Raw genomic sequence first — 23,052 nt, forward strand, 5'->3', positions numbered from 1 at the left:
GCGACCACGAGGCGGACGGCGCCCGCCCCCGGCCGGGCGGGCGTAGTGTGACCCGGCGGCCATGCCCGAGCGGCCGCAGGCGACCCGTCGAAGGAGCTGACCCCGTCATGAGCCGTCCCCTGCGCTCCCGGACGTCCACCCACGGCCGCAACATGTCCGGTGCGCGAGCGCTGTGGCGCGCGACCGGCATGGGCTCGGAGGACTTCGGCAAGCCGATCGTCGCGATCGCGAACTCGTACACGCAGTTCGTGCCCGGCCACGTCCACCTCAAGGACATGGGCGACCTCGTCGCGTCGGCGATCAAGGAGGCGGGCGGCGTCGCCAAGGAGTTCAACACGATCGCCGTCGACGACGGCATCGCGATGGGCCACGGCGGCATGCTGTACTCGCTGCCGAGCCGCGACCTCATCGCCGACTCGGTCGAGTACATGGTCAACGCGCACTGCGCCGACGCGCTCGTGTGCATCTCCAACTGCGACAAGATCACGCCCGGCATGCTCAACGCGGCACTGCGGCTCAACATCCCGGTGATCTTCGTGTCGGGCGGTCCCATGGAGGCCGGCAAGGCGGTCGTCGCGGACGGCGTCGCGAAGACCCACCTCAACCTCGTCAACGCCATCAACTACGCGGCCGACGACAACGTGTCCGACGCCGCGCTCGCGCAGGTCGAGGAGAACGCCTGCCCCACGTGCGGGTCGTGCTCGGGCATGTTCACCGCGAACTCGATGAACTGCCTCACCGAGCGCTCGGGCTCTCGCTGCCGGGCAACGGCTCGACGCTCGCCACGCACTCGGCGCGCAAGGAGCTCTTCCTCGAGGCCGGCCGGACGATCGTCGACCTCGCGAAGCGCTACTACGACGACGAGGACGACACGGCCGCCCCGCGCTCCATCGCGACGAAGGCCGCGTTCGCGAACGCCATGGCGCTCGACGTCGCGATGGGCGGCTCGACCAACACGGTGCTGCACGTCCTCGCGGCGGCCCAGGAGGGTGAGGTCGACTTCGACCTCACCGACATCGAGGACATCAGCCGCCGTGTGCCGTGCCTGTCGAAGGTCGCGCCGAACCACCCGGACTTCCACATGGAGGACGTGCACCGCGCCGGCGGCATCCCCGCGCTCCTGGGCGAGCTCGACCGCGCGGGCCTGCTCGACCACGACGTGACGTCCGTCCACACGCCCACGCTGCGCGAGTGGCTCGACGACTGGGACGTCCGCGGCGGCAAGGCGACCGACCGCGCGGTCGAGCTGTTCCACGCCGCACCCGGCGGGGTGCGCACCACGCAGGCGTTCTCGACGTCCAACCGCTGGGAGTCGCTCGACACCGACGCCGCCGAGGGCTGCATCCGCGACCTCGAGCACGCCTACACCGTCGAGGGCGGCCTCGCCGTGCTGCGCGGCAACCTCGCCGAGGACGGCGCCGTGTTCAAGACCGCGGGCGTGGACCCCGACGTCTTCCACTTCGTCGGCACGGCGCTCGTCTGCGAGTCGCAGGACGAGGCCGTCGAGAAGATCCTCACCAAGCAGGTCCAGCCGGGGCACGTCGTCGTCGTGCGGTACGAGGGCCCCGCCGGCGGGCCGGGCATGCAGGAGATGCTCTACCCGACGTCGTTCATCAAGGGCCGCGGCCTGGGCAAGGTCACCGCGCTCATCACCGACGGCCGGTTCTCCGGCGGGTCGTCCGGCATCTCCGTCGGCCACGTCTCGCCCGAGGCGGCCGCCGGGGGAGTGATCGGGCTCGTCGAGGACGGCGACGAGATCGAGATCGACGTCGACACGCGCCTCATCCGGCTCAACGTCCCCGACGACGTGCTCGCGGAGCGCCGCGCCAAGATGGAGGCGCGCGAGAACCCGTGGCAGCCCGTCGACCGCGACCGGTACGTGTCCCCGGCGCTGCAGGCGTACGCCGCGATGGCGACGTCGGCGGACCGTGGGGCCGTGCGGGACGTGTCGCTCATCCGGCGGCGCTGACGCGGGTCCGCCTTTCAGCGCCGGTCCGCGGGCCAGGGGGCGGGACGTGCCGGGTCGACCATCCGCGCCCTCGTTCCTCGGGCGCTCCCGCCAGACCCGCCACGACCCGGCACGTCCCGCCCCCTGTCCCGCTCGCCCGTCGTCGCGCCGACGTCCGTCCTCGTGCCCGACGGCGGCCGTCGCCTCACGTGGTCCCCTCGCCGTGCGGCGGCTCCGTTCCTAGAGTGTGGGCATGACGGACGAGCTCACGCGCACCGATGCCGGACCCGACCTCAAGCCCCGTTCCCGCCAGGTCACCGACGGCCTGGAGGCGACGGCGTCGCGCGGGATGCTGCGCGCCGTCGGGATGGGGGACGAGGACTTCGCCAAGCCGCAGATCGGCATCGCGAGCTCGTGGAACGAGATCACGCCGTGCAACCTCTCGCTCGACCGGCTCGCGCAGGGCGCGAAGGAGGGTGTGCACGCGGGCGGCGGATACCCGCTGCAGTTCGGCACGATCTCCGTCTCCGACGGCATCTCCATGGGGCACGAGGGGATGCACTTCTCGCTCGTCAGCCGTGACGTCATCGCGGACTCGGTCGAGACGGTGGTGCAGGCCGAGCGCCTCGACGGGACGGTCCTGCTCGCGGGCTGCGACAAGTCGCTGCCGGGCATGCTCATGGCGGCCGCGCGGCTCGACCTCGCGAGCGTGTTCCTCTACGCCGGCTCGATCATGCCGGGCTGGGTCAAGCTGTCCGACGGCACGGAGAAGGACGTCACGCTCATCGACGCGTTCGAGGCGGTCGGTGCGTGCTCGCGCGGCCTCATGAGCCGCGAGGACGTCGACCGGATCGAGCGGGCGATCTGCCCCGGCGAGGGCGCGTGCGGCGGCATGTACACGGCGAACACCATGGCGTCGGTCGCCGAGGCGATGGGGATGTCGCTGCCCGGGTCGGCCGCGCCGCCGTCGGCCGACCGGCGCCGGGACGCGTTCGCGCACCGGTCGGGAGAGGCGGTCGTCGAGCTGCTGCGCCGCGGCATCACCGCGCGCGACATCATGACGAAGGAGGCCTTCGAGAACGCGATCGCCGTCGTCATGGCGTTCGGCGGGTCGACCAACGCCGTGCTGCACCTCCTCGCCATCGCGCACGAGGCGGAGGTCGAGCTCACGCTCGCGGACTTCGACCGCGTCGCGAGCCGCGTGCCCCACCTGGGCGACCTCAAGCCGTTCGGCCGGTACGTCATGAACGACGTCGACCGCATCGGGGGAGTGCCCGTCGTCATGAAGGCGCTGCTCGACGCCGGTCTCCTGCACGGCGACGCGCTCACCGTGACGGGCCGCACGGTGGCCGAGAACCTCGCCGACATCAACCCCCCGGACCCGGACGGCAAGATCCTGCGCGCGCTCGACCGGCCGATCCACCCCACCGGGGGCATCACCATCCTGCACGGGTCGCTCGCGCCCGAGGGCGCGGTCGTGAAGTCGGCCGGGTTCGACACCGACGTGTTCGAGGGCACGGCGCGCGTGTTCGAGCGCGAGCGCGCCGCGCTCGACGCCCTGGAGGACGGCACGATCACCGACGGCGACGTCGTCGTCATCCGGTACGAGGGACCCAAGGGCGGGCCGGGCATGCGCGAGATGCTCGCCATCACCGGCGCCATCAAGGGCGCCGGGCTCGGCAAGAGCGTGCTGCTGCTCACCGACGGGCGGTTCTCCGGCGGGACGACGGGCCTGTGCGTCGGGCACGTCGCCCCGGAGGCGGTGGACGGCGGGCCGGTCGCGTTCGTGCGCGACGGCGACCGCATCCGGCTCGACGTCGCGCGCAAGACGCTCGACCTGCTCGTCGACGACGACGTGCTCGCGGCGCGGCGCGAGGGCTGGGCGCCGCTGCCGCCCACGTTCACGCGCGGCGTGCTCGCCAAGTACGCGAAGCTCGTCCAGTCGGCGTCGCGGGGGGCGATCCTCGCGTGACAGCCGGTCCCGGACGGCGCCCCACGGGACCCGAGCGGCGGCAGGGCGCGCGCCGGGCGTGACGACTGGCTAGCGTGGGCCTGAGCCCGGCGGAGCCGTCCGGCTCGCCCGACGTCGCGACCGACGAGGAGAGGCCATGGCCGACGACCGGATCACCGCGCGCGAGTTCCACGACAGCGACGGCGTGGAGGACTGGCGCGTCCTCCTCGCGACGGCGCAGACCCTGTACCGCACCGGGTCCTTCACGGCGGGCGTCGAGCTGGTCGACGCGATCGGCGAGCTCGCCGACGCCGCGGACCACCACCCGGACGTCGACCTGCGGTACGCGACGGTGACGGTCCGGCTCACGTCCCACGACGTCGGGGGGCTCAGCGTCGTGACGTCGCCCTGGCGCGCGAGATCGCCGACGCCGCGCGCGAGCTCGACCTCGTGGCCGACCCGAGCGCGGTCCAGGAGCTCGAGATCGCGGTCGACGCGCTCGTCGGGCCGGCGGTCCAGCCGTTCTGGCGCGCCGTGCTCGGCTACGCGGAGCAGGCGCCCGACGGCTCGGCCGCCGTCCCGCTCGCGGACCCGACGGGGCACGCCCCGGCGTTCTGGTTCCAGCAGATGGACGCACCGCGCGAGCAGCGCAACCGCATCCACGTGGACGTGACCGTCCCGCACGACGTCGCGGAGGCGCGGGTGACCGCCGCGATCGCGGCCGGAGGGCACCTGGTGTCCGACGGGCGTGCGCCCGCGTTCTGGGTGCTCGCCGACCCGGAGGGCAACGAGGCGTGCGTGTGCACGTGGCAGGCCCGTGACTGACGTACCCGAGACGAGAGGCGAACGGTGACCGCTCTGCACGGACCGGACGACGACGCACCCCGCGGCGGCTGGCCCGCCGGTGACGACCCGGCGGCCGCGCCCTGGTGGACGCGGGCCGTCGTCTACCAGATCTACCCCCGCTCGTTCCGGGACTCCGACGGCGACGGCGTCGGCGACCTCCCCGGCATCCTGCGCCGGCTCGACCACCTCGCCGACCTCGGCGTCGACGTCGTGTGGCTCTCGCCCGTGTACACCTCGCCCCAGGCCGACAACGGGTACGACATCAGCGACTACCAGGACGTCGACCCGCTGTTCGGCACGCTCGCCGACGTCGACGCGCTGATCGCGGGGCTGCACGAGCGCGGCATGAAGCTCGTCATGGACCTCGTCGTCAACCACACGAGCGACGAGCACCCGTGGTTCGTCAACAGCAGAGCCGGCCGGGCGTCGGACCGGCGCGACTGGTACTGGTGGCGGCCCGCGCGCCCCGGGATGGAGCCGGGCACCCCGGGCGCCGAGCCGACCAACTGGCGCTCGTTCTTCGGCGGCAGCGCGTGGGCGTTCGACGAGGCGAGCGGCGAGTACTACCTGCACCTGTTCGACACGAAGCAGCCCGACCTCAACTGGGAGAACCCGGACGTGCGCCGCGCGGTGCACGCCATGATGCGGTGGTGGCTCGACCGCGGCGTCGACGGCTTCCGCATGGACGTCATCAACCTGATCTCCAAGACGATCGCGCCCGACGGCTCCCTGCCCGACGGCGAGGTGCACTACGGCGTGCTCGGCGACGGCAGCCCGTACTACACCGACGGGCCACGCGTGCACGAGTACCTCGCCGAGATGCACCGCGAGGTCTTCGCGCCCTACCTCGCGCAGGGGCGCGAGATCCTCACGGTCGGCGAGACGCCCGGCGTGACGGTCGAGCACGGCCGCCGCTACACCGACCCCGCGCGCCGCGAGGTCGACATGGTGTTCCAGTTCGAGCACATGGGCGTCGACCACGGCGCCTCGAAGTGGGACCCGGTGCCGATGCGGCTCACCGACCTCAAGGCGACGTTCGGCCGCTGGCAGGCGGGCCTCGCCGAGGCAGGCTGGAACTCGCTGTACTGGGACAACCACGACCAGCCGCGCGTCGTCTCCCGGTTCGGCGACGACTCGCCGGAGCACCGCGTGGCGTCCGCGAAGGCGCTCGCGCTCCTGCTGCACCTGCACCGCGGCACGCCGTACGTCTACCAGGGCGAGGAGCTCGGGATGACGAACGCGCACTTCACGCGCATCGAGCAGTACCAGGACGTCGAGTCGCTCGGTCACTACGCCGAGATGGTCGAGCACGGCGTCGCCACGCCCGAGCAGATGCTCGCGGCGCTCGCGGCGATGGGCCGGGACAACGCGCGCACGCCGGTCCAGTGGGACGCGAGCGAGCACGCCGGCTTCACGTCGGGGACGCCCTGGCTCGAGGTCAACCCGAACCACGGGGAGGTCAACGCCGAGGCGGCGTGGGCCGACGAGGACTCGGTCCTGCACTTCTACCGCCGCCTGCACGCGCTGCGGCACGACGTCCCCGTCGTCGCGCTCGGCGACTTCCGCATGCTGCTGCCGGACCACGAGCAGGTCTACGCGTTCACGCGGGCGCTCGACGTGCCGTCGGGCGGCGGGGGAGAGCGGGAGCGCGACGAGCTCCTCGTGCTGGTCAACGTGGGCGGGACGCCGCAGGACGTCCCGGCGGCGGTCCTCGACGGGTGGGGCGGGGCGTCCGTCCTGCTGGCCACGCACCCCGGGCCCGACGGCGCGGACCGACCGGGCGTCGTCGGGCACCTCGCGCCGTGGGAGGGCCTGGTGCTGCGCCGCCGGCCGACGCTCCCGCCCCGGTAGGGGATCGTCTCGGTGGGAAGAAGGTCACGCGGACGTCGAGGGTGGTTCCGCGAACCCCCAAGCATGCCCTAGTCTCCTCCCAGCCCGGCGACGCCGCCGGCACGGGGCCGCGACGTCGGTCGCAGAGGGGAGCGCACGGGTGCACAGCACGACGGAGGTGCCCGCGATCGAGACGCGGGCGCTGCGCAAGACGTACCGGAGCCGCCGGGGGAGGGCCGTCGGGGTCGAGGGCCTCGACCTGGTCGTCCCGGTGGGTGGGGTCCACGGCTTCCTCGGGCCGAACGGGTCCGGCAAGACCACGACGATCCGGATGCTGCTCGGGCTCGTCCGCGCGGACTCGGGTTCCGCGCGCGTCTTCGGCCACGAGGTGCCCCGGCACCTGCCCGACGTCGTCGGGCGCGTCGGGGCGATCGTCGAGTCCCCGAAGTTCTTCCCCGCGTTCAGCGCGCGCAAGAACCTGGACCTGCTCGCCGTCGCCATCGGCGCGCCCGGCGGACGCGTGGGCGAGGTGCTCGAGGAGGTGGGGCTCGCCGCCCGGGCGCGCGACCGCTACCGCGGCTACTCGCTCGGCATGAAGCAGCGGCTCGCGATCGCCGCGACGCTCCTCAAGGATCCGGACCTGCTCATCTTCGACGAGCCGACGAACGGGCTCGATCCCGCCGGGATCCGCGAGATCCGCGACACCATGCGGGGCCTCGCCGACCGCGGCAGAACCGTGCTCGTGAGCAGCCACATCCTCGCCGAGGTGGAGCAGGTGGCCGACACGGTGTCGATCATCGCGCGCGGACGCCTCATCGCGAGCGGCCGCGTGGACGACCTCATCGGTGCGGGCGGCCGCTCGGTCCGTGTGGGCGTGCCCGACCAGGAGCGGGCCGCGGCCGTGCTCGCCGCCGCCGGCCACGGCGTGCGGCGCGACGGCCGGCACCTGCTCGTCGACGGCGTCGCCGAGCCGGCGCGCATCACCCGTGCGCTCGCCGCGCACGACCTCTGGGTCGACGAGCTCGTGCCCGTCCAGGCGGGGCTCGAGTCCGTGTTCCTCGAGCTCACCGCCAAGGACGCCGCCGCCGGGTCGCGCCACGATCGCCGGCAGCGGCCCGAGGAGGTGACGGCATGAGCCGCCTCCTGCGGGCCGAGCTGCGCCGGCTGCGCGCGCGGCGGCTGGTGCGCTGGGCCGCGCCCGTGACGGTCGCCGTCGCCCTGCTGACCGTCGTGGTCGCGTACGTGTCGAGCCAGCCCGTCTCCGACGCGAGATGGCGGACGCGCGGGTGTTCTACGAGCAGCAGCTCGCGGACTGGGAGGAGCACGGCGACGAGTACGTCGTGCAGTGCGAGGCGGACGAGGCGGCGGCGCAGGACGCCGAGCCCGGCGCCGACTTCGGGTGCGACCAGATGGGGGCGCCGCAGCTGGAGCACTTCGTCACGCCCACCCCGACGTTCGTCGGCGACGAGCAGGCGTGGCCCGCCCCCGGCATGACCACCGTGGCGCAGCTCGCCCCGCTGCTGACGTTGTTCGCGGTCCTCGTCGGCGTCTCGTTCCTCACGGCCGAGATCTCGACCGGGGCGCTCGGCCTGTGGCTCACGTTCGAGCCGCGACGGCAGCGCGTCTACTGGTCCAAGGCGCTCGCCGCGACCCTCGGCGTGCTGCCAGTCGTCGTGCTCGCGTACGTCGTGATGGCGGGCGGGGCGTACGGCGCCTACGCCCTCAACGGGCGCCTCGGCGACTTCTCGCCCGCCACCTGGGGAGAGCTCGCCGCGATCGGCGGCCGGGTCGCGGTCGCCGCCGCCCTGGTCGCCGCGACCGGGGCCGCGCTCGGCGCGCTGCTCAAGCACGCCGCGGCGGCGCTCGGCCTCGCGGTGGGGTGGTTCGTGGTCGTCGAGAGCGTCGTCGCGGCATGGGCGCCCGAGGCGCAGCGGTGGCTCGTGCGGACGAACCTCGCGGCGTGGACCGAGGGCGGGACGACGTACTGGGTGAACGAGTGCACGACCGACGCCACGGGCACCCTGTGCGAGAGCGTCGAGCACGCCGTCTCGCAGGCCCAGGGCGGCCTGCTCCTGCTCGGGCTCGCGGCGGTGCTCTCGCTCCTCGCCGTCCTGGTCTTCCGTCGACGGGACGTGGCCTGAGCCGGCGCGGACGCCGTCCGGCACGACGGCTGCGAGGCAGCCGCGGGGCGCCGTCCCACCTCGTGAGACGGGCGCCTCGGTACGTGACATCGCCCGGGCATGCGCGTACAGTCCCATGCCGTGCAGACGATTCTTCTCGTAGTACTTCCTGAGCGCGCCGGCTGAGGCCACGCACACAGGCTTCGTCAGCGCGCTCACCCCTCGTCCAGCCCGTCATCCCGGGTCCGAGGGGTTTTTGTTGCCACCACAACCGCACAGCCCGCACGGCGCGACCGGCCCACCACGGCCCCGCGACTGCCGCCCCGCGTGACCCGCGGCCCACGGCACCCGCACGCGCGACCCGCACGACCGCACCACCCACGGTCGGCTCCGGATCCGGCGGAGCGTCCCCCGGGACGCCCGCCGGGCCGAGGCCACGACACGCAGGAGACACCATGGCCCAGGGTCCCACCCCGGCAGCCGCGCGACCGGAGGCCCCCGCGCCGACCGCCGCGCCGAAGCCCGCCCCGACGCCGGCGTCCGTCGCCCCCCGGACCGACGCGCGCCGCGCACCGTCCCGGCCCGCGGCGGCCGGTGAGGAGATGACGGGCGCGCAGTCGATCGTCCGCTCGCTCGAGGAGGTCGGCGCCGAGGTCGTCTTCGGCATCCCGGGTGGTGCGATCCTGCCGACGTACGACCCGCTCATGGACTCGACGCGGTTGCGGCACATCCTCGTGCGCCACGAGCAGGGCGGCGGGCACGCGGCCCAGGGCTACGCGCACGCCACCGGCCGGGTCGGCGTGACCATGGCGACCTCCGGCCCCGGGGCGACGAACCTCGTGACGCCGATCGCCGACGCGAACATGGACTCGATCCCGCTCGTCGCGATCACCGGCCAGGTCGCCGAGTCGCTCATCGGGACGGACGGCTTCCAGGAGGCCGACATCGTCGGCATCACCATGCCGATCACCAAGCACTCCTACCTGGTCACCGACCCCGCCGAGATCCCGCGGACGATCGCCGAGGCGTTCCACATCGCGTCCACCGGGCGTCCCGGGCCGGTGCTCGTCGACATCGCGAAGTCGGCGATGCAGTCGACGGCCCCCTTCTCCTGGCCGCAGGACGTCCACCTGCCCGGCTACCACCCGGTGACGAAGCCGCACAGCAAGCAGATCCGCGAGGCCGCGCGTCTCCTGGCGTCGTCCCGGCGTCCGGTGCTCTACGTCGGCGGCGGCGTCGTGCGCGCGGACGCGGCCGCGGAGCTGCGGCGCCTGGTCGACCTGTCCGGCGCGGCCGTCGTGACGACCCTCATGGCTCGCGGGGCGGTCCCCGACACGCACCCGCAGAACCTCGGCATGCCGGGCATGCACGGGACCGTGCCCGCCGTGGCCGCCCTGCAGAAGGCCGACCTCATCGTGTCGCTCGGCGCGCGGTTCGACGACCGCGTGACCGGCAAGCTCTCGAGCTTCGCCCCGCACGCCGCGATCGTGCACGCCGACATCGACCCCGCCGAGATCGGCAAGAACCGCGACGTGGACGTGCCGATCGTCGGCCACCTCAAGGAGGTCCTCGCCGACCTCGTGCCGGAGCTCGAGCGCGAGCACGCCGCCCACGGCAAGCCCGACGTCGAGGCCTGGTGGCACCAGATCGACGACTGGCGCGAGACCTACCCGCTCGGGTACACCGAGCCGGACGACGGCCACCTGGCGCCGCAGTACGTCATCTCGCGGCTCGGCGAGCTCGCGGGCCCGGAGGCGATCTACGCCGCGGGCGTCGGGCAGCACCAGATGTGGGCCGCGCAGTTCATCCGCTACGAGCACCCGCGCACGTGGATCAACTCGGGCGGCCTCGGCACCATGGGCTTCTCGATCCCCGCGGCGATGGGGGCGAAGGTCGGACGCCCGGACGCCACCGTGTGGGCGATCGACGGCGACGGCTGCTTCCAGATGACCAACCAGGAGCTCGCGACCTGCACGATCAACGAGATCCCGATCAAGGTCGCGCTGATCAACAACAGCTCGCTGGGCATGGTGCGGCAGTGGCAGACGCTGTTCTACGACATGCGCTACTCCAACACCGACCTGCACACCGGGCACGGCACCCGCCGCGTGCCCGACTTCGTCAAGCTCGCCGACGCGTACGGGTGCGAGGGCATCCGCGTCGAGTCGGCCGGCGAGGTGGACGCGGCGATCAAGCGCGCCATGGAGATCGACGACCGCCCCGTCGTCGTCGACTTCACCGTCTCGCGCGACGCCATGGTCTGGCCGATGGTCGCCGCCGGCGTGAGCAACGACGACATCCAGTACGCGCGCGGCATCTCGCCCGCGTGGGACCGGGAGGACTGAGCGGAATGCAGCTGCAGCGGAACGCCGTCTCGATCCGACCCCTGTCAACGGAGGACTGACCTCTCATGTCCCGTCACACCCTCTCGGTGCTCGTCGAGAACAAGCCCGGCGTGCTCACGCGCGTCGCCGGCCTCTTCGCCCGCCGCGCGTTCAACATCCACTCGCTCGCCGTGGGCCCGACGGAGCACGACGAGATCTCGCGCATCACCGTCGTGGTCGACGTCGAGGACCGACCCCTCGAGCAGGTGACGAAGCAGCTCAACAAGCTCGTCAACGTCATCAAGATCGTCGAGCTCGACCCGGCGGCGTCCGTCCAGCGGGAGCTGCTGCTCGTCAAGGTGCGCGCCGACGGCGCGAGCAGGACCGGCGTGCTCGAGGTCGTGAACCTGTTCCGCGCCAAGGTCGTCGACGTCGTCCCCGACGCCGTGACCGTCGAGGCCACGGGCACCGCCGAGAAGCTCGACGCGCTGCTCGGCGCGCTCGAGCCGTACGCGTCCGCGAGATCGTGAAGTCCGGGACCGTCGCCGTCGGCCGCGGCGCGCGCTCCATCACCGACCGCGCGCTGGAACGCGTCGTCCGGTCCGCCTGACCATCGCCTACCCTCGCCCCGGGACGCAGGAGCGCCGGGCGAGGGCGCGACCACCGCACACCCGACCCTGCACCGCTATCGACGAACGAGGAGAACCACCGTGGCTGAGCTGTACTACGACGACGACGCCGACCTGTCCATCATCCAGAGCAAGAAGGTCGCGGTCGTCGGCTACGGGAGCCAGGGGCACGCGCACGCGCAGAACCTGCGCGACTCGGGCGTCGAGGTCGTCGTCGCGCTGCGCGAGGGCTCGAAGTCGGCCGCGAAGGCGTCCGACGAGGGCTTCGAGGTCAAGACCGTCGCCGAGGCCGCGGCCTGGGCGGACCTGATCATGATCCTCGCCCCGGACCAGCACCAGCGCTCGATCTACAACGACGAGATCAAGCCGAACCTCGCCGAGGGCAAGACCCTCGCGTTCGCCCACGGCTTCAACATCCGCTTCGGCTACATCGAGGCGCCCGAGGGCGTGGACGTCGTCCTCGTCGCCCCGAAGGCGCCGGGTCACACCGTGCGGCGCGAGTTCGTCGCGGGCCGCGGCATCCCCGACATCATCGCCGTCGAGAAGGACGCCTCGGGCCAGGCCTGGGACGTCGCCCTGTCGTACGCGAAGGCGATCGGCGGGACGCGCGCGGGCGTCATCCGGACGACGTTCACCGAGGAGACCGAGACCGACCTGTTCGGCGAGCAGGCCGTCCTGTGCGGCGGTGTCTCCCAGCTCGTCCAGTACGGCTTCGAGACGCTCACCGAGGCCGGCTACCAGCCCGAGATCGCCTACTTCGAGGTGCTGCACGAGCTCAAGCTCATCGTGGACCTCATGTGGGAGGGCGGCATCGCGAAGCAGCGCTGGTCCGTCTCCGACACCGCCGAGTACGGCGACTACGTCTCCGGCCCGCGCGTCGTCGACCCGCACGTCAAGGAGAACATGCAGGCCGTCCTCGCGGACATCCAGTCCGGCGCGTTCGCGAAGCGTTTCATCGACGACCAGGACGCCGGTGCGCCCGAGTTCCAGAGGCTGCGCGAGCAGGCCGCGCAGCACCCGATCGAAAAGGTCGGCAAGGAGCTGCGCTCGCTGTTCGCGTGGAAGCAGCAGGACGCCGACTACACCGAGGGCAGCGCCGCACGCTGACGCAGGCAGGGCGACGGAGGAGCCCTTGCCGGAGTCGGCGGGAGGTGTCTGCCCGACCGTGAGGTCGAGGGCAGCGCCGCACGCTGATCCCTCGCTGAGCCGTCCGCGCTCACCTCGACGGGGTGGGTGACGCGTGCTGCGCCGGTCTACCATCCGCGCCTCGTGCCTCGGCGCTCCCGCCAGGCCCGACCACGACCGCGCAGCACGCGTCACCCACCCCTGGTGCGTCTCGCCCTGGGCTCCGGGCCGCCTTCCGTGGCCCCCGGCGTCGGGCGGTCCTGCGCGGGTGGGGCGACACGGGCGGGACGAACACGCCGAGACCGGGCACTTCGCCTCTGGGTGGGGGAGGATGCCTGCATGAGTGCAGCACAGGGGGACGCGATGGCGGACCGTCAGGAGCGGGACGCGACGGCGTCCACGTCGGTCGAGGGTACGGACGAGCAGGCGCGGGAGATCCTCGCGTTCTGGGAGCCGCGCGGCCGAGCGCGGGCATCGGGCGGGTCGGGGTCGTGATCGGCACCGGCGCGCGGGAGAGCCTCCCGCCGCCGGCGTGGTCGTTCGGCGACAACCCGCGTCTGGCCGACACGCTCCTCGCCGCGGTGCTGTCGGGAGCCAAGACCGCGACGTCGTCGTCGCTGTGGGAGTACGACGACGGCGAGACGCCGGTCCCCGAGAAGGGTGAGCTGTCGATCCTGCTGGACGGGGCCGGCCACCCCCGGGCGCTGATCCGCACGACGTCGGTCGAGGTCGTGCCGTTCGGCGACGTCGGGGCCGACTTCGCCCTGGCGGAGGGGGAGGGCGACACGACGGGGGACGAGTGGCGCGAGGGGCATCGCGGGTACTTCTCCCGCGTGCTCGAGCGGGACGTCCCCGACGACATGCCCGTGGTGTGCGAGCGGTTCGAGCTGCGTTACCCGCGCTGAGCGGCGGGCGCCGTCCGCACCGTGAGATCACCGTCCCGGCAGGTGGTTCCCGGGCGTAGGGTCGCTCGCATGACGCGCACCATCGATCTGGCGGTCGTCGCCGGTGACGGCATCGGTACCGAGGTCGTCGAGCAGGGCCTGGCCGTGCTGGAGTCGGTCCTGGCCGGTTCCGGCGTAAGGTCACGACGACGCCGTTCGACCTGGGCGCGCGCCGCTGGCACGCGACGGGTGAGACGCTGACGGACGCCGACCTCGAGGCGATCCGCGGGCACGACGCGATCCTGCTGGGCGCCATCGGCGACCCCGGCGTCCCGTCCGGCGTCCTCGAGCGCGGCCTGCTGCTCAAGCTGCGCTTCGCGCTCGACCACTACGTCAACCTGCGCCCCGGGAAGCTGTACCCGGGCGTCACGTCCCCGCTCGCCGACCCGGGCGAGATCGACTTCGTCGTGGTCCGCGAGGGCACCGAGGGGCCGTACGTGGGCAACGGTGGTGCGCTGCGCACCGGGACGCCGCACGAGATCGCGACCGAGGTGTCGGTGAACACGGCGTTCGGGGTCGAGCGCGTCGTCCGCGACGCGTTCGCCCGTGCGCAGGCGCGCCCGCGCAAGCACCTCACGCTCGTGCACAAGCACAACGTGCTCGTCCACGCCGGCCACCTGTGGCGCCGCACGGTCGAGGCGGTGAACGCCGAGTTCCCCGACGTGACCACCGACTACCTGCACGTGGACGCCGCGACGATCTTCCTCACGACGAAGCCGTCGCGCTTCGACGTCATCGTCACGGACAACCTCTTCGGCGACATCCTCACGGACCAGGCCGCGGCGATCACCGGCGGCATCGGGCTGGCGGCGTCGGCGAACATCAACCCGGACCGCTCTGCGCCGTCGATGTTCGAGCCGGTCCACGGCTCGGCGCCCGACATCGCGGGTCAGGGCAAGGCCGACCCGACGGCGACCGTGCTGTCCGTCGCGCTGCTGCTCGACCACCTGGGCCTGCCCGACGCGGCGCGTCGCGTCGAGGCGGCCGTCGCGGCCGACCTCGCCGAGCGGGGGAGCCGAGTACGCTCGACGGCCGAGGTGGGCCGCGAGCTCGCCGCTCGCGCCGCCGGCTGACCTCGCCGGTCACCGGCCGGTCACCGGCAGACCGCGCCGCCCGCACCCGCGGAGCGGCCGGTCCCCTCGCCTCGGTCGTCGCCCCGGACCGGAACCCTCCCGTTCTGACCCGGTGACGCCGCCCCGTCCCGTGCCGCCCTCCCGGGCGCACGGTTCGTGGAAAACTAGGCGGAGACCACCCGGGTCGCCAGGTGAAAGGCCTCATGATGAGCACCCCGCTTGCAGCGCAGCACGAGCCGTCCTCCTCGACGGAGGACCTCATCGCTCTCTTCGACGTCCGCCCCTCCGACGCGCCGCGCCCCGCGGAGGAGCGGGAGGCCGCGATCGCGGCCCCCAAGTTCGGCACGGTCTTCACGGACCACATGGCGCGGATCAGCTGGAGCTCGACCGACGGGTGGACGGACCGGCGCATCGAGAAGTACGGCCCGCTCCAGCTCGACCCGGCGACCGCCGTCCTGCACTACGCGCAGGAGATCTTCGAGGGCATGAAGGCGTACCGCCACGCCGACGGGTCGGTCTGGACCTTCCGCCCGGAGGCCAACGCCGCGCGCTTCGCGCGCTCCGCGCACCGTCTCGCCCTGCCCGCCCTGCCGGTCGACGACTTCGTCGCCTCCATCACGGCGCTCGTGCGCACCGACGTCGAGTGGGTCCCCTCCGGCGAGGAGGCGAGCCTGTACCTGCGGCCGTTCATGTACGCGTCGGAGGCGTTCCTCGGGGTGCGGCCGTCCCTCGAGGCCGAGTACCTCGTCATCGCCTCGCCCGTCGGCCCGTACTTCTCCGGCGGCGTGAAGCCGGTGTCGATCTGGGTCGACCGGGAGTACAGCCGCGCGGGTGCCGGCGGGACGGGCGCCGCCAAGTGCGGCGGCAACTACGCCTCGAGCCTGCTGCCGCAGGTCGTCGCCCAGCAGCACGGGTGCGAGCAGGTCTGCTTCCTCGACTCGGCGACGCGTACGCACCTCGAGGAGCTCGGCGGCATGAACGTGTTCGTCGTGCGCGCCGACGGCTCCGTCGAGACCCCCGAGCTCACGGGGTCGATCCTCGAGGGCGTCACCCGGTCGTCGATCATCCAGCTCCTCACGGACCGCGGGCACGAGGTCGTCGAGCGCCGCATCCCCCTCACCGACCTGCTGGACGGCATCCGCGAGGGGTCCGTCACCGAGGTGTTCGCGTGCGGCACGGCCGCCGTGATCACGCCGATCGGCCGGCTCGCCGGGTCGGACTTCGACGTGACGATCGGTGACGGTGATGCCGGGCAGCTCACGATGGCGATCCGCACCGAGCTCACGGACATCCAGACCGGCCGGGCCGCGGACCGGCACGGGTGGCTGCGCCGGCTCGCCTGACCGCACCTGCCGACGGCGGGGCGCGCCTCGTGGTGGAGGCGCGCCCCGCGCTCTTGGATCGCCCCGACGGTCAGCCGGCGGGACGCCGGACGATGGTGCGACCCGCCACTCCGGCGAGCAGCGACCACACCGCGACGCCGATGAGCAGGTTCACGAGTCCCGAGAGCGCCGCCGCGGTCACGTCGCTCGTCCACGCGAACGGCAGGACGGCGATGACGACGATGACGAGCGCCATGATCCAGCCGAAGAACGCCCGCGGGCGGGGCGTGCTGAGGATGAGCAGGTGCAGCAGGCCGGCCGCGAGCAGCGCGAGGATCGCGCCGTCGATCGCGTAGGCCGCCTGCTGCGAGCCGGTGGCGAAGACGTCGGGCGGGGGCACCAGGGCGATCTGGAAGATGCGCTCGAAGACGATGACGGCGATGAGCCCGATGAGTGCGGCGACCAGGGCGGTCGCGGCGGCGCCCGCCCAGAACCGGCCGGCCTCCACCGTGAGCCGCGGGTCGGACGGGCTGGTCGTGCGCTCCGGTGCCGGGAAGTCACCCCGACGGTCGGACGGCGGCACCGCCGGCGGCTGACCGTAGCCGCCCGCGGCGGGCTGGGCGGGCGGCTGCCCGTACCGCCGCGTCTCGGCGCGCTGGGGGTCGTACCCGTTCGGGTCGCTCATGGTCACTCCCTCGGTCGGTCCGGTCGCTCGATCCCGTACGTCGGCGCGCACGCCCCGCCCCGACCGACGGCGTGCCCACAGGATGGACGCCGTTCCGTCGCGGCGAGGACGTGTGGCACCATGTGCGATGTGACACACGTCTCGCTCATTATCGAGTAGCGCGTCCGGAAGCACCCGTCGGACGCGCAGACCTCCCGCACCCCGGGGGGTCTTTTTGTTGCCGGGCACACCCCGCACGGCACGCGCGCACCCCAGCGAACGGCAGGAAGAGGCACGATGACCTCCGTGACGACCCCCGTGACGACCCCGCGGGTCTTCCACGTCTACGACACGACCCTGCGCGACGGCGCACAGCAGGAGGGCATGAACCTCTCCGTCGCCGACAAGCTCGCCATCGCCCCGCTGCTCGACGAGCTGGGCGTCGGGTTCGTCGAGGGCGGGTGGCCCGGCGCCGTGCCGAAGGACACCGAGTTCTTCCGCCGCGCGGCGAAGGAGCTCGACCTGCGCAACGCCGTCCTCGCCGCGTTCGGGGCGACGCGCAAGGCCGGTGTGCGGGCGTGGGACGACGCGCAGGTGCGCGCGCTCCTCGACTCCGAGGCGCCCGTCGTCACGCTCGTCGCGAAGTCCGACGTCCGGCACGTCGAGCGCGCGCTGCGCACCACGCGCGACGAGGGCCTCGCGATGATCACCGACACCGTCGCGTTCCTCGTGGGCGAGGGGCGGCGCGTCGTCGTCGACGCCGAGCACTTCTTCGACGGCTACCGGTACGACGCCGCGTTCACGCGCGCCGCGGTCACCGCCGCGTTCGAGGCCGGGGCCGAGGTCGTCGCGCTGTGCGACACCAACGGCGGCATGCTGCCCACCTGGGTCGCCGAGACCGTGGCGGAGCTGCGCGACACGGTGGGGCTCGTCCACGGCCGCGACGCGCAGCCCGGCGACCCGCTGCTCGGGATGCACGCGCACAACGACTCCGGCTGCGCCGTCGCGAACACCCTGGCGGCGGTCGAGGCCGGCGCGGCGCACGTCCAGGGCACCGTCAACGGGTACGGGGAACGCACGGGCAACGTCGACCTGCTCACCGTCGTCGCGAACCTCGAGCTCAAGCACGGCCTGCGCACGCTCGTCGGCGAGGGCCTGGAGGACGCCACGCGCATCGCCCACGCCGTCGCCGAGATCACCAACATCTCCCCGTACGCGCGCCAGCCGTACGTCGGGTCGAGCGCGTTCGCGCACAAGGCCGGCCTGCACGCCAGCGCGATCAAGGTCGACCCCGACCTCTACCAGCACATCGACCCGACGACCGTCGGCAACGACATCCGCATGCTCGTCTCCGACATGGCGGGCCGCGCGTCGATCGAGCTCAAGGGCCGCGAGCTCGGCTTCGACCTGGCCGGCCAGGGCGAGCTGCTCACCCGCGTGACGAACCGCGTGAAGGACGACGAGGCCCGCGGCTACACGTACGAGGCCGCCGACGCGTCGTTCGAGCTGCTGCTGCGCGAGGAGATCGCGGGCGAGCGGCCCGGGTACTTCCGCGTCGAGAGCTGGCGCACCATCGTCGAGCGCGTCGGCGGCCGCGGCACCGAGGCGAAGGCCGAGGCGACCGTCAAGCTCCGCGCCGGCGGCGAGCGCATCGTCACCACGGGCGAGGGCAACGGGCCCGTGAACGCGCTCGACCACGCCCTGCGTCTCGCGCTCACGCGGGTGTACCCGGAGATCGAGGCGTACGAGCTCATCGACTTCAAGGTGCGCATCCTCGACACCGAGCAGGGCACCGACGCGATCACCCGCGTCCTCATCGAGACCACCGACGGCGTGTCCTCCTGGTCGACGGTCGGCGTCGGCCCGAACCTCATCGAGGCGGCATGGGAGGCGCTGACCGACTCGGCGATCTTCGGGCTGGTGCACGCGGGGGTCGAGCCGCGCTGACGGCGTTGCTGGGTCCGCGGTCGACCTCCGCGGGCGGACCTCTGCGGGTGGACCTTCGCGGACGGGGTCGCGGGTCTACCATCCGGCCGCTCGTGCCTCGCGGCCTCCCGCCAGACCCGCCACGACCCGCGACCCCGCCCGCTCCGGCCCGCCCGCTCCGGCCCGCCCGCTCCGGCCCGCCCGCTCCGGCCCGCCCGCTCGTCCGGACGTCCTGGCTCGGCCGCTCGCCCCGGCGCCACCGCTGCGCGCGGTCGGTCTGGTCCGGCTGGTCGTCGGTCCCGTGCCCGGTGCGGCTCGAGCGCCGAGCTGGCGGGCTTAGGCTGGGCGGGTGCGCGGTGAGTACAAGGTCCCCGGTGGCAAGCTCGTGGCGGTCGACGTCGAGGTGGAGGCGGGGCGGCTCTCCCGCGTCGCGGTGAGCGGCGACTTCTTCCTCGAGCCGGACGACGCGCTCGAGGACATCGACCGCGCCCTGACCGGCATGCCCGAGACGGCGACGGTCGCCCAGCTCGCGGACGCCGTGCGTCGCGCGCTGAGCGACGACGTGACGATGATCGGCTTCTCTCCCGACGCCGTCGCGATCGCCGTGCGCCGCGCGCTCGGCCGCGCGACCGGCTGGGACGACCACGAGTTCGAGATCGTCCACGAGGGACCCGAGTCCCCGGCGATGCACCTCGCGCTCGACCAGGTGCTCACGGAGGAGCTCGACGCCGGCCGCCGCCGACCGACCCTGAGGATCTGGGAGTGGGGCGCACCGGCGGTGATCATCGGGTCGTTCCAGTCGCTGCGCAACGAGGTCGACGCGGAGGGGGCGGCACGGCACGGGATCACCGTCGTGCGCCGCATCTCCGGCGGCGGAGCGATGTTCGTCGAGCCGGGGAACACCATCACGTACTCGCTGTACGTGCCGGCGTCGCTCGTCGAAGGACTGAGCTTCGAGCGGTCCTACGCGTTCCTCGACGACTGGGTGCTGGGGGCGCTCGCGGACGTCGGCGTCGAGGCGACGTACAAGCCGCTCAACGACATCGCGTCGCGGCCGGCAAGATCGCCGGTGCCGCGCAGAAGCGGCTGCGCGGGGGAGCGGTGCTGCACCACGTGACGATGGCGTACGACATCGACGCCGCCAAGATGACCGAGGTGCTGCGCATCGGCCGCGAGAAGCTGTCCGACAAGGGCACGACGAGCGCCAACAAGCGCGTCGACCCCGTGCGCTCGCAGACGGGGATGCGCGCGAGGACGTCATCGACGCGTTCACCGCGCACTTCCGCTCCCGCTACCGCACGGTCGAGGGCAAGGTCACGCCGGACGAGCGAGCGAAGGCCGAGAAGCTCGCGCGCACGAAGTTCTCGAGCCCGGAGTGGACCGCGCGCGTGCCCTGAGCGCGCCTCGCCGACGGCCGTCGCGTCGACCGGGCCGCGCTACGTCGACGGGGCGAGGTCGAGCACGACCTTGACGTCGTCGGGCCGTGCCCGCAGCGCGTCGTGCGCGTCGTCGAGCCCGACGCGGCGGGTGACGAGGCCGGCGAGCCAGTCCCGGTCCGCGGCGGCGAGCACCTCGGTGGCGCCGCGGTAGTGGTCCACGTTGGCGTTGACGGAGCCGACGACCACGTCGTTCTCGAGGACCAGGTCGCGGTTCAGCGCCCCGGCGTCGACCTGGATGCCGCGCCCGGCCGAGGAGACGCCCGTCAGGCACGTGACGCCGTAGTGCGACGTGCGCGACATGGCGTCGAGGACGACCTGGCGCGCACCCGTGGCCTCCACGACGACGTCCGGCTCCAGCTCGTCCATCACCCCGCCGGACGGCCCCACGTGGTAGGTGGCACCGAGCCGGCGCACGAGGTCGGGCTTGGGACCGTCCGCCACCCGGTCGAGCACGTGCACGTCGAGCCCGCGCTGGACGCCCACCAGCGCGGCGAGCAGGCCGATGGGCCCGGCGCCCGTGACGAGCACGCGCTCCGGCTCGAACCATGCGCGACCGCCGACCGCGTCGATCTGGGCCCACGCCTTGACGACGACGCTCGCCGGCTCGACGAGCACGCCGAGGTCACCGAGCGCAGGGTCGACGCGCACCGCGTAGTCCTGCTCGACGGTCCAGCGCTCGCTCCCGTAGCCGTGCCGCCCGACGATGCCCCGTTCGGTGTACCGCCCGTTGCGGCACATGTCGAACTGCCCGCGCGCGCACGCCCCGCACGGGACGGGGTCGGGGCGTCGCACGACGCCGACGACCAGGTCGCCGGTGGAGAAGCCGCCGTCGTCGGGTGCCTCCAGCACGCGCCCGAGCGACTCGTGACCGAGCACGAGGCGGTCCTCGCCGTCCGGCGCCCGGCCGTGCTCCCCGGCGACGATCTCGCGGTCGGTGCCGCAGACACCCATGACCAGGCCCTCGACCAGCAGCTCGCCCGGGCCGGCCTCCGGCTCGGGCACGTCCCGCACCTCCAGCGAACCGGCGTCTCCCGGCACCAGCGTGAGAGCTCTCATCGTCCGCTCCTCCCGTCGTCCTCCGCGTCGTCCTCCGCGTCGTCGTCGCGCGACGTCGTGCCGGCGGCCCCCGGCGTCCCGGACGGTCCGAGGGTGAGGGCCGCGTTGACGAGCCCGACGTGGCTGAACGCCTGCGGCACGTTGCCGAGCTGGCGGCCGGCGTGCGGGTCGTACTCCTCCGCGAGGAGGCCGAGGTCGTTGCGCAGGGACAGCAGCCGCTCGAACAGCCGGACCGCATCGTCGCGGCGGCCGATCCCGGCCAGCGCCTCGACGAGCCAGAACGTGCAGATGAGGAACGCGCCCTCCTCGCCGGGGAGCCCGTCGACGCGGCCGTCGGCCGACGTGTCGTAGCGCCGCAGGAGACCGTCGACGCCGAGCTCGCGCTGCACCGTCTCGACCGTGCCGACGATGCGTGGGTCGTCCCACGGGAGGAAGCCGACGCGCGGCAGGAGCAGGAGCGCGGCGTCCACCCCGCGCGACCCGTAGAACTGCGTGAACGTGTTCCGGCCGGCGTCGTACCCGTGCGCGAGCACGTCGGCGCGGATCGTCTCCCGCAGCGCACGCCACCGGTCGACGGGCCCGTCGAGACCGTGCTCGGTCACGGCCCGGACCGCCCGGTCGACGCCGGCCCAGGCGAGGACGCGCGAGTGGACGAAGGCCCGCGGCTCGCCGCGGATCTCCCACAGCCCGTTGTCGAGGTCGGTCCAGTGCCCCTCGAGGTAGTCCAGCAGCGCCCGCTGGAGGTCCCACCCGTCCTCCGTCGGGGCGATCCCTGCCTCGCGGCCCAGGTGCAGCGAGTCGAGCACCTCGCCCCACACGTCGAGCTGGTGCTGGTCGTACGCGCCGTTGCCGATCCGCACGGGCGCGGAGCCCTCGTAGCCGGGCAACCAGTCGAGGGTCTGCTCCGGGATCCGGCGCCAGCCGTCGAGCGCGTACATGATCTGCAGGTCCGCGGGGTCGCCGGCCGCGGCGCGCAGCAGCCAGTCGCGCCAGTGCTGCGCCTCGCGCACGTAGCCGGTCGCGACGAGCGCCTGCAGCGTGAACGTCGCGTCCCGCAGCCACGAGAACCGGTAGTCCCAGTTCCGCACGCCCCCGATCTCCTCGGGCATGGACGTGGTCGCGGCGGCGAGGATGCCGCCCGTCGGCTCGTACGTGAGCGCCTTGAGGGTCAGGAGCGAGCGCCGGACGGCGTCGTCCCACGGCCCGTCGTACGAGGAGCGCGCGCTCCAGGTGCGCCAGAAGTCGAGCGTGGAGGCGAGCGACTCCGACGCCCCGGTCGGCTCGCTCGGCGGGCGGTGGGACGGGCGCTGGTTGAGCACGAACGGGACGGGCTCGCCCGGGACGGCGTCGAACCGGGCGCGCAGGACGCCGTCGGAGAACGTCGTGGTCACGGGCGTGCGCAGCGTGACGGCCTCGGGCCCCGCCACGGCGGTGACGACGGTCCCGGTCGTGACCCACGGCAGCACCCGTCCGTAGTCGAAGCGCAGGCGCAGGTCCATCTCGACCGGCACGCGGTCGCCGCGCGCCTCGACGATCCGGACCAGGTCGGGCGACTCGTCGCGGGGCGGCATGAGGTCCGTGACCGTGAGCTCGCCCTCGGGCGTGCGCCACGTGGACTCGAGCACGAGCGACTCGCCGACGTAGCGCCGGGACGTGGAGGACCCGCCGGCTGCGGGGGCGATCCGCCACCGGCCGTGCTCCGGCCCGCCGAGCAGCGCGGCGAAGCACGCGGGGGAGTCGAAGCGCGGGAGGCACAGCCAGTCGATCGAGCCGTCCCGGCCGACGAGCGCGGCGGTCTCGAGGTCGCCGATGATCCCGTAGTCCTCGATCCGTCCCGACATGCGTGCCTGGTCCT

General features: G+C 73.3%; 14 protein-coding genes and 5 pseudogenes. 16 read left to right on the plus strand and 3 right to left on the minus strand.

Going from position 1 to position 23,052, the window contains the following annotated elements; translation table 11 throughout:
• Positions 1 to 107 precede the first annotated feature (107 nt).
• From ilvD (BJF88_RS16995) to BJF88_RS17050, 14 genes and pseudogenes are all read left to right on the plus strand, one after another.
• Positions 108 to 1,969: pseudogene (ilvD, locus tag BJF88_RS16995) on the plus strand (dihydroxy-acid dehydratase).
• Between the two features lie 232 nt (positions 1,970 to 2,201).
• Entirely contained in the window at positions 2,202 to 3,920 is a 1,719-nt protein-coding gene (gene ilvD, locus BJF88_RS17000) for a dihydroxy-acid dehydratase (protein WP_075829708.1), read from the plus strand.
• A 136-nt stretch (positions 3,921 to 4,056) separates the two neighbouring features.
• Positions 4,057 to 4,233, plus strand: a pseudogene (locus tag BJF88_RS22630) (pterin-4-alpha-carbinolamine dehydratase); the annotation flags it as partial.
• A 116-nt stretch (positions 4,234 to 4,349) separates the two neighbouring features.
• Positions 4,350 to 4,724, plus strand: a complete 375-nt coding sequence (locus tag BJF88_RS22635) for a VOC family protein (protein WP_255372139.1) — start codon at positions 4,350 to 4,352, stop codon at positions 4,722 to 4,724.
• 33 nt (positions 4,725 to 4,757) lie between these two features.
• Positions 4,758 to 6,596, plus strand: coding sequence for an alpha-glucosidase (locus BJF88_RS17010; RefSeq protein ID WP_075829709.1), 1,839 nt, complete (start codon positions 4,758 to 4,760; stop codon positions 6,594 to 6,596).
• Positions 6,597 to 6,735: 139 nt separating this feature from the next.
• Entirely contained in the window at positions 6,736 to 7,710 is a 975-nt protein-coding gene (locus BJF88_RS17015; RefSeq protein WP_139316133.1) for an ABC transporter ATP-binding protein, read from the plus strand.
• 136 nt (positions 7,711 to 7,846) lie between these two features.
• A complete protein-coding gene (locus BJF88_RS17020) occupies positions 7,847 to 8,716 on the plus strand; it encodes a hypothetical protein (RefSeq protein WP_075829663.1) in 870 nt (289 codons plus the stop codon).
• A gap of 434 nt (positions 8,717 to 9,150) precedes the next feature.
• Positions 9,151 to 11,040 (plus strand): acetolactate synthase large subunit, encoded by a 1,890-nt coding sequence (locus BJF88_RS17025; RefSeq protein ID WP_075829664.1) that lies wholly within the window; start codon positions 9,151 to 9,153, stop codon positions 11,038 to 11,040.
• 65 nt (positions 11,041 to 11,105) lie between these two features.
• A pseudogene (ilvN, locus tag BJF88_RS17030) lies at positions 11,106 to 11,629 on the plus strand (acetolactate synthase small subunit).
• Between the two features lie 100 nt (positions 11,630 to 11,729).
• A complete protein-coding gene (gene ilvC / locus BJF88_RS17035) occupies positions 11,730 to 12,755 on the plus strand; it encodes a ketol-acid reductoisomerase (RefSeq protein WP_075829665.1) in 1,026 nt (341 codons plus the stop codon).
• A gap of 357 nt (positions 12,756 to 13,112) precedes the next feature.
• Positions 13,113 to 13,268 carry a hypothetical protein gene (locus BJF88_RS22640; RefSeq protein WP_255372141.1) on the plus strand — a complete coding sequence of 52 codons (156 nt, stop codon included), beginning with the start codon at positions 13,113 to 13,115 and terminating at the stop codon, positions 13,266 to 13,268.
• A complete protein-coding gene (locus tag BJF88_RS17040) occupies positions 13,265 to 13,678 on the plus strand; it encodes an ASCH domain-containing protein (protein WP_255372142.1) in 414 nt (137 codons plus the stop codon). Before BJF88_RS22640 ends, BJF88_RS17040 begins: the two co-directional genes overlap by 4 nt.
• A 69-nt stretch (positions 13,679 to 13,747) precedes the next feature.
• A pseudogene (locus BJF88_RS17045) lies at positions 13,748 to 14,790 on the plus strand (3-isopropylmalate dehydrogenase).
• A gap of 206 nt (positions 14,791 to 14,996) precedes the next feature.
• The gene (locus BJF88_RS17050) at positions 14,997 to 16,133 is read left to right on the plus strand and encodes a branched-chain amino acid aminotransferase (protein ID WP_075829711.1); all 1,137 of its coding nucleotides are present in this window, start codon (positions 14,997 to 14,999) and stop codon (positions 16,131 to 16,133) included.
• A gap of 70 nt (positions 16,134 to 16,203) precedes the next feature.
• Here BJF88_RS17050 and BJF88_RS17055 read toward each other — a convergent pair whose 3' ends face one another.
• Positions 16,204 to 16,797 (minus strand): hypothetical protein, encoded by a 594-nt coding sequence (locus tag BJF88_RS17055; protein WP_139316134.1) that lies wholly within the window; start codon positions 16,795 to 16,797, stop codon positions 16,204 to 16,206.
• Between the two features lie 276 nt (positions 16,798 to 17,073).
• On the opposite strand from BJF88_RS17055, the gene cimA reads away from it, so the two are divergent.
• Together cimA and BJF88_RS17065 are read left to right on the plus strand one after the other, a co-directional pair.
• Positions 17,074 to 18,723, plus strand: a complete 1,650-nt coding sequence (gene cimA / locus BJF88_RS17060) for a citramalate synthase (protein ID WP_075829666.1) — start codon at positions 17,074 to 17,076, stop codon at positions 18,721 to 18,723.
• Between the two features lie 328 nt (positions 18,724 to 19,051).
• A pseudogene (locus BJF88_RS17065) lies at positions 19,052 to 20,099 on the plus strand (biotin/lipoate A/B protein ligase family protein).
• Between the two features lie 39 nt (positions 20,100 to 20,138).
• Here BJF88_RS17065 and BJF88_RS17070 read toward each other — a convergent pair.
• Both BJF88_RS17070 and BJF88_RS17075 read right to left on the minus strand, forming a co-directional pair.
• Entirely contained in the window at positions 20,139 to 21,197 is a 1,059-nt protein-coding gene (locus BJF88_RS17070; protein ID WP_075829667.1) for a glucose 1-dehydrogenase, read from the minus strand.
• A complete protein-coding gene (locus tag BJF88_RS17075; protein WP_075829668.1) occupies positions 21,194 to 23,038 on the minus strand; it encodes a glycoside hydrolase family 15 protein in 1,845 nt (614 codons plus the stop codon). The genes BJF88_RS17070 and BJF88_RS17075 overlap by 4 nt, the downstream gene beginning before the upstream one ends.
• Positions 23,039 to 23,052: the final 14 nt, after the last annotated feature.

Origin of the sequence: Cellulosimicrobium sp. CUA-896 (assembly GCF_001942335.1) — a bacterium.
Classification (GTDB): domain Bacteria; phylum Actinomycetota; class Actinomycetes; order Actinomycetales; family Cellulomonadaceae; genus Cellulosimicrobium.

Bases quoted from the DNA above. Each gene is read 5' to 3' on its own strand.
- BJF88_RS17050 (WP_075829711.1), top strand. From the start codon at position 14,997: ATGAGCACCCCGCTTGCAGCGCAGCACGAGCCGTCCTCCTCGACGGAG.
- ilvD (WP_075829708.1), top strand. From the start codon at position 2,202: ATGACGGACGAGCTCACGCGCACCGATGCCGGACCCGACCTCAAGCCC.
- BJF88_RS17055 (WP_139316134.1), bottom strand. From the start codon at position 16,797: ATGAGCGACCCGAACGGGTACGACCCCCAGCGCGCCGAGACGCGGCGG.
- BJF88_RS17075 (WP_075829668.1), bottom strand. From the start codon at position 23,038: ATGTCGGGACGGATCGAGGACTACGGGATCATCGGCGACCTCGAGACC.
- BJF88_RS17020 (WP_075829663.1), top strand. From the start codon at position 7,847: ATGGCGGACGCGCGGGTGTTCTACGAGCAGCAGCTCGCGGACTGGGAG.
- cimA (WP_075829666.1), top strand. From the start codon at position 17,074: ATGACCTCCGTGACGACCCCCGTGACGACCCCGCGGGTCTTCCACGTC.
- BJF88_RS22640 (WP_255372141.1), top strand. From the start codon at position 13,113: ATGAGTGCAGCACAGGGGGACGCGATGGCGGACCGTCAGGAGCGGGAC.
- BJF88_RS17025 (WP_075829664.1), top strand. From the start codon at position 9,151: ATGGCCCAGGGTCCCACCCCGGCAGCCGCGCGACCGGAGGCCCCCGCG.
- BJF88_RS17070 (WP_075829667.1), bottom strand. From the start codon at position 21,197: ATGAGAGCTCTCACGCTGGTGCCGGGAGACGCCGGTTCGCTGGAGGTG.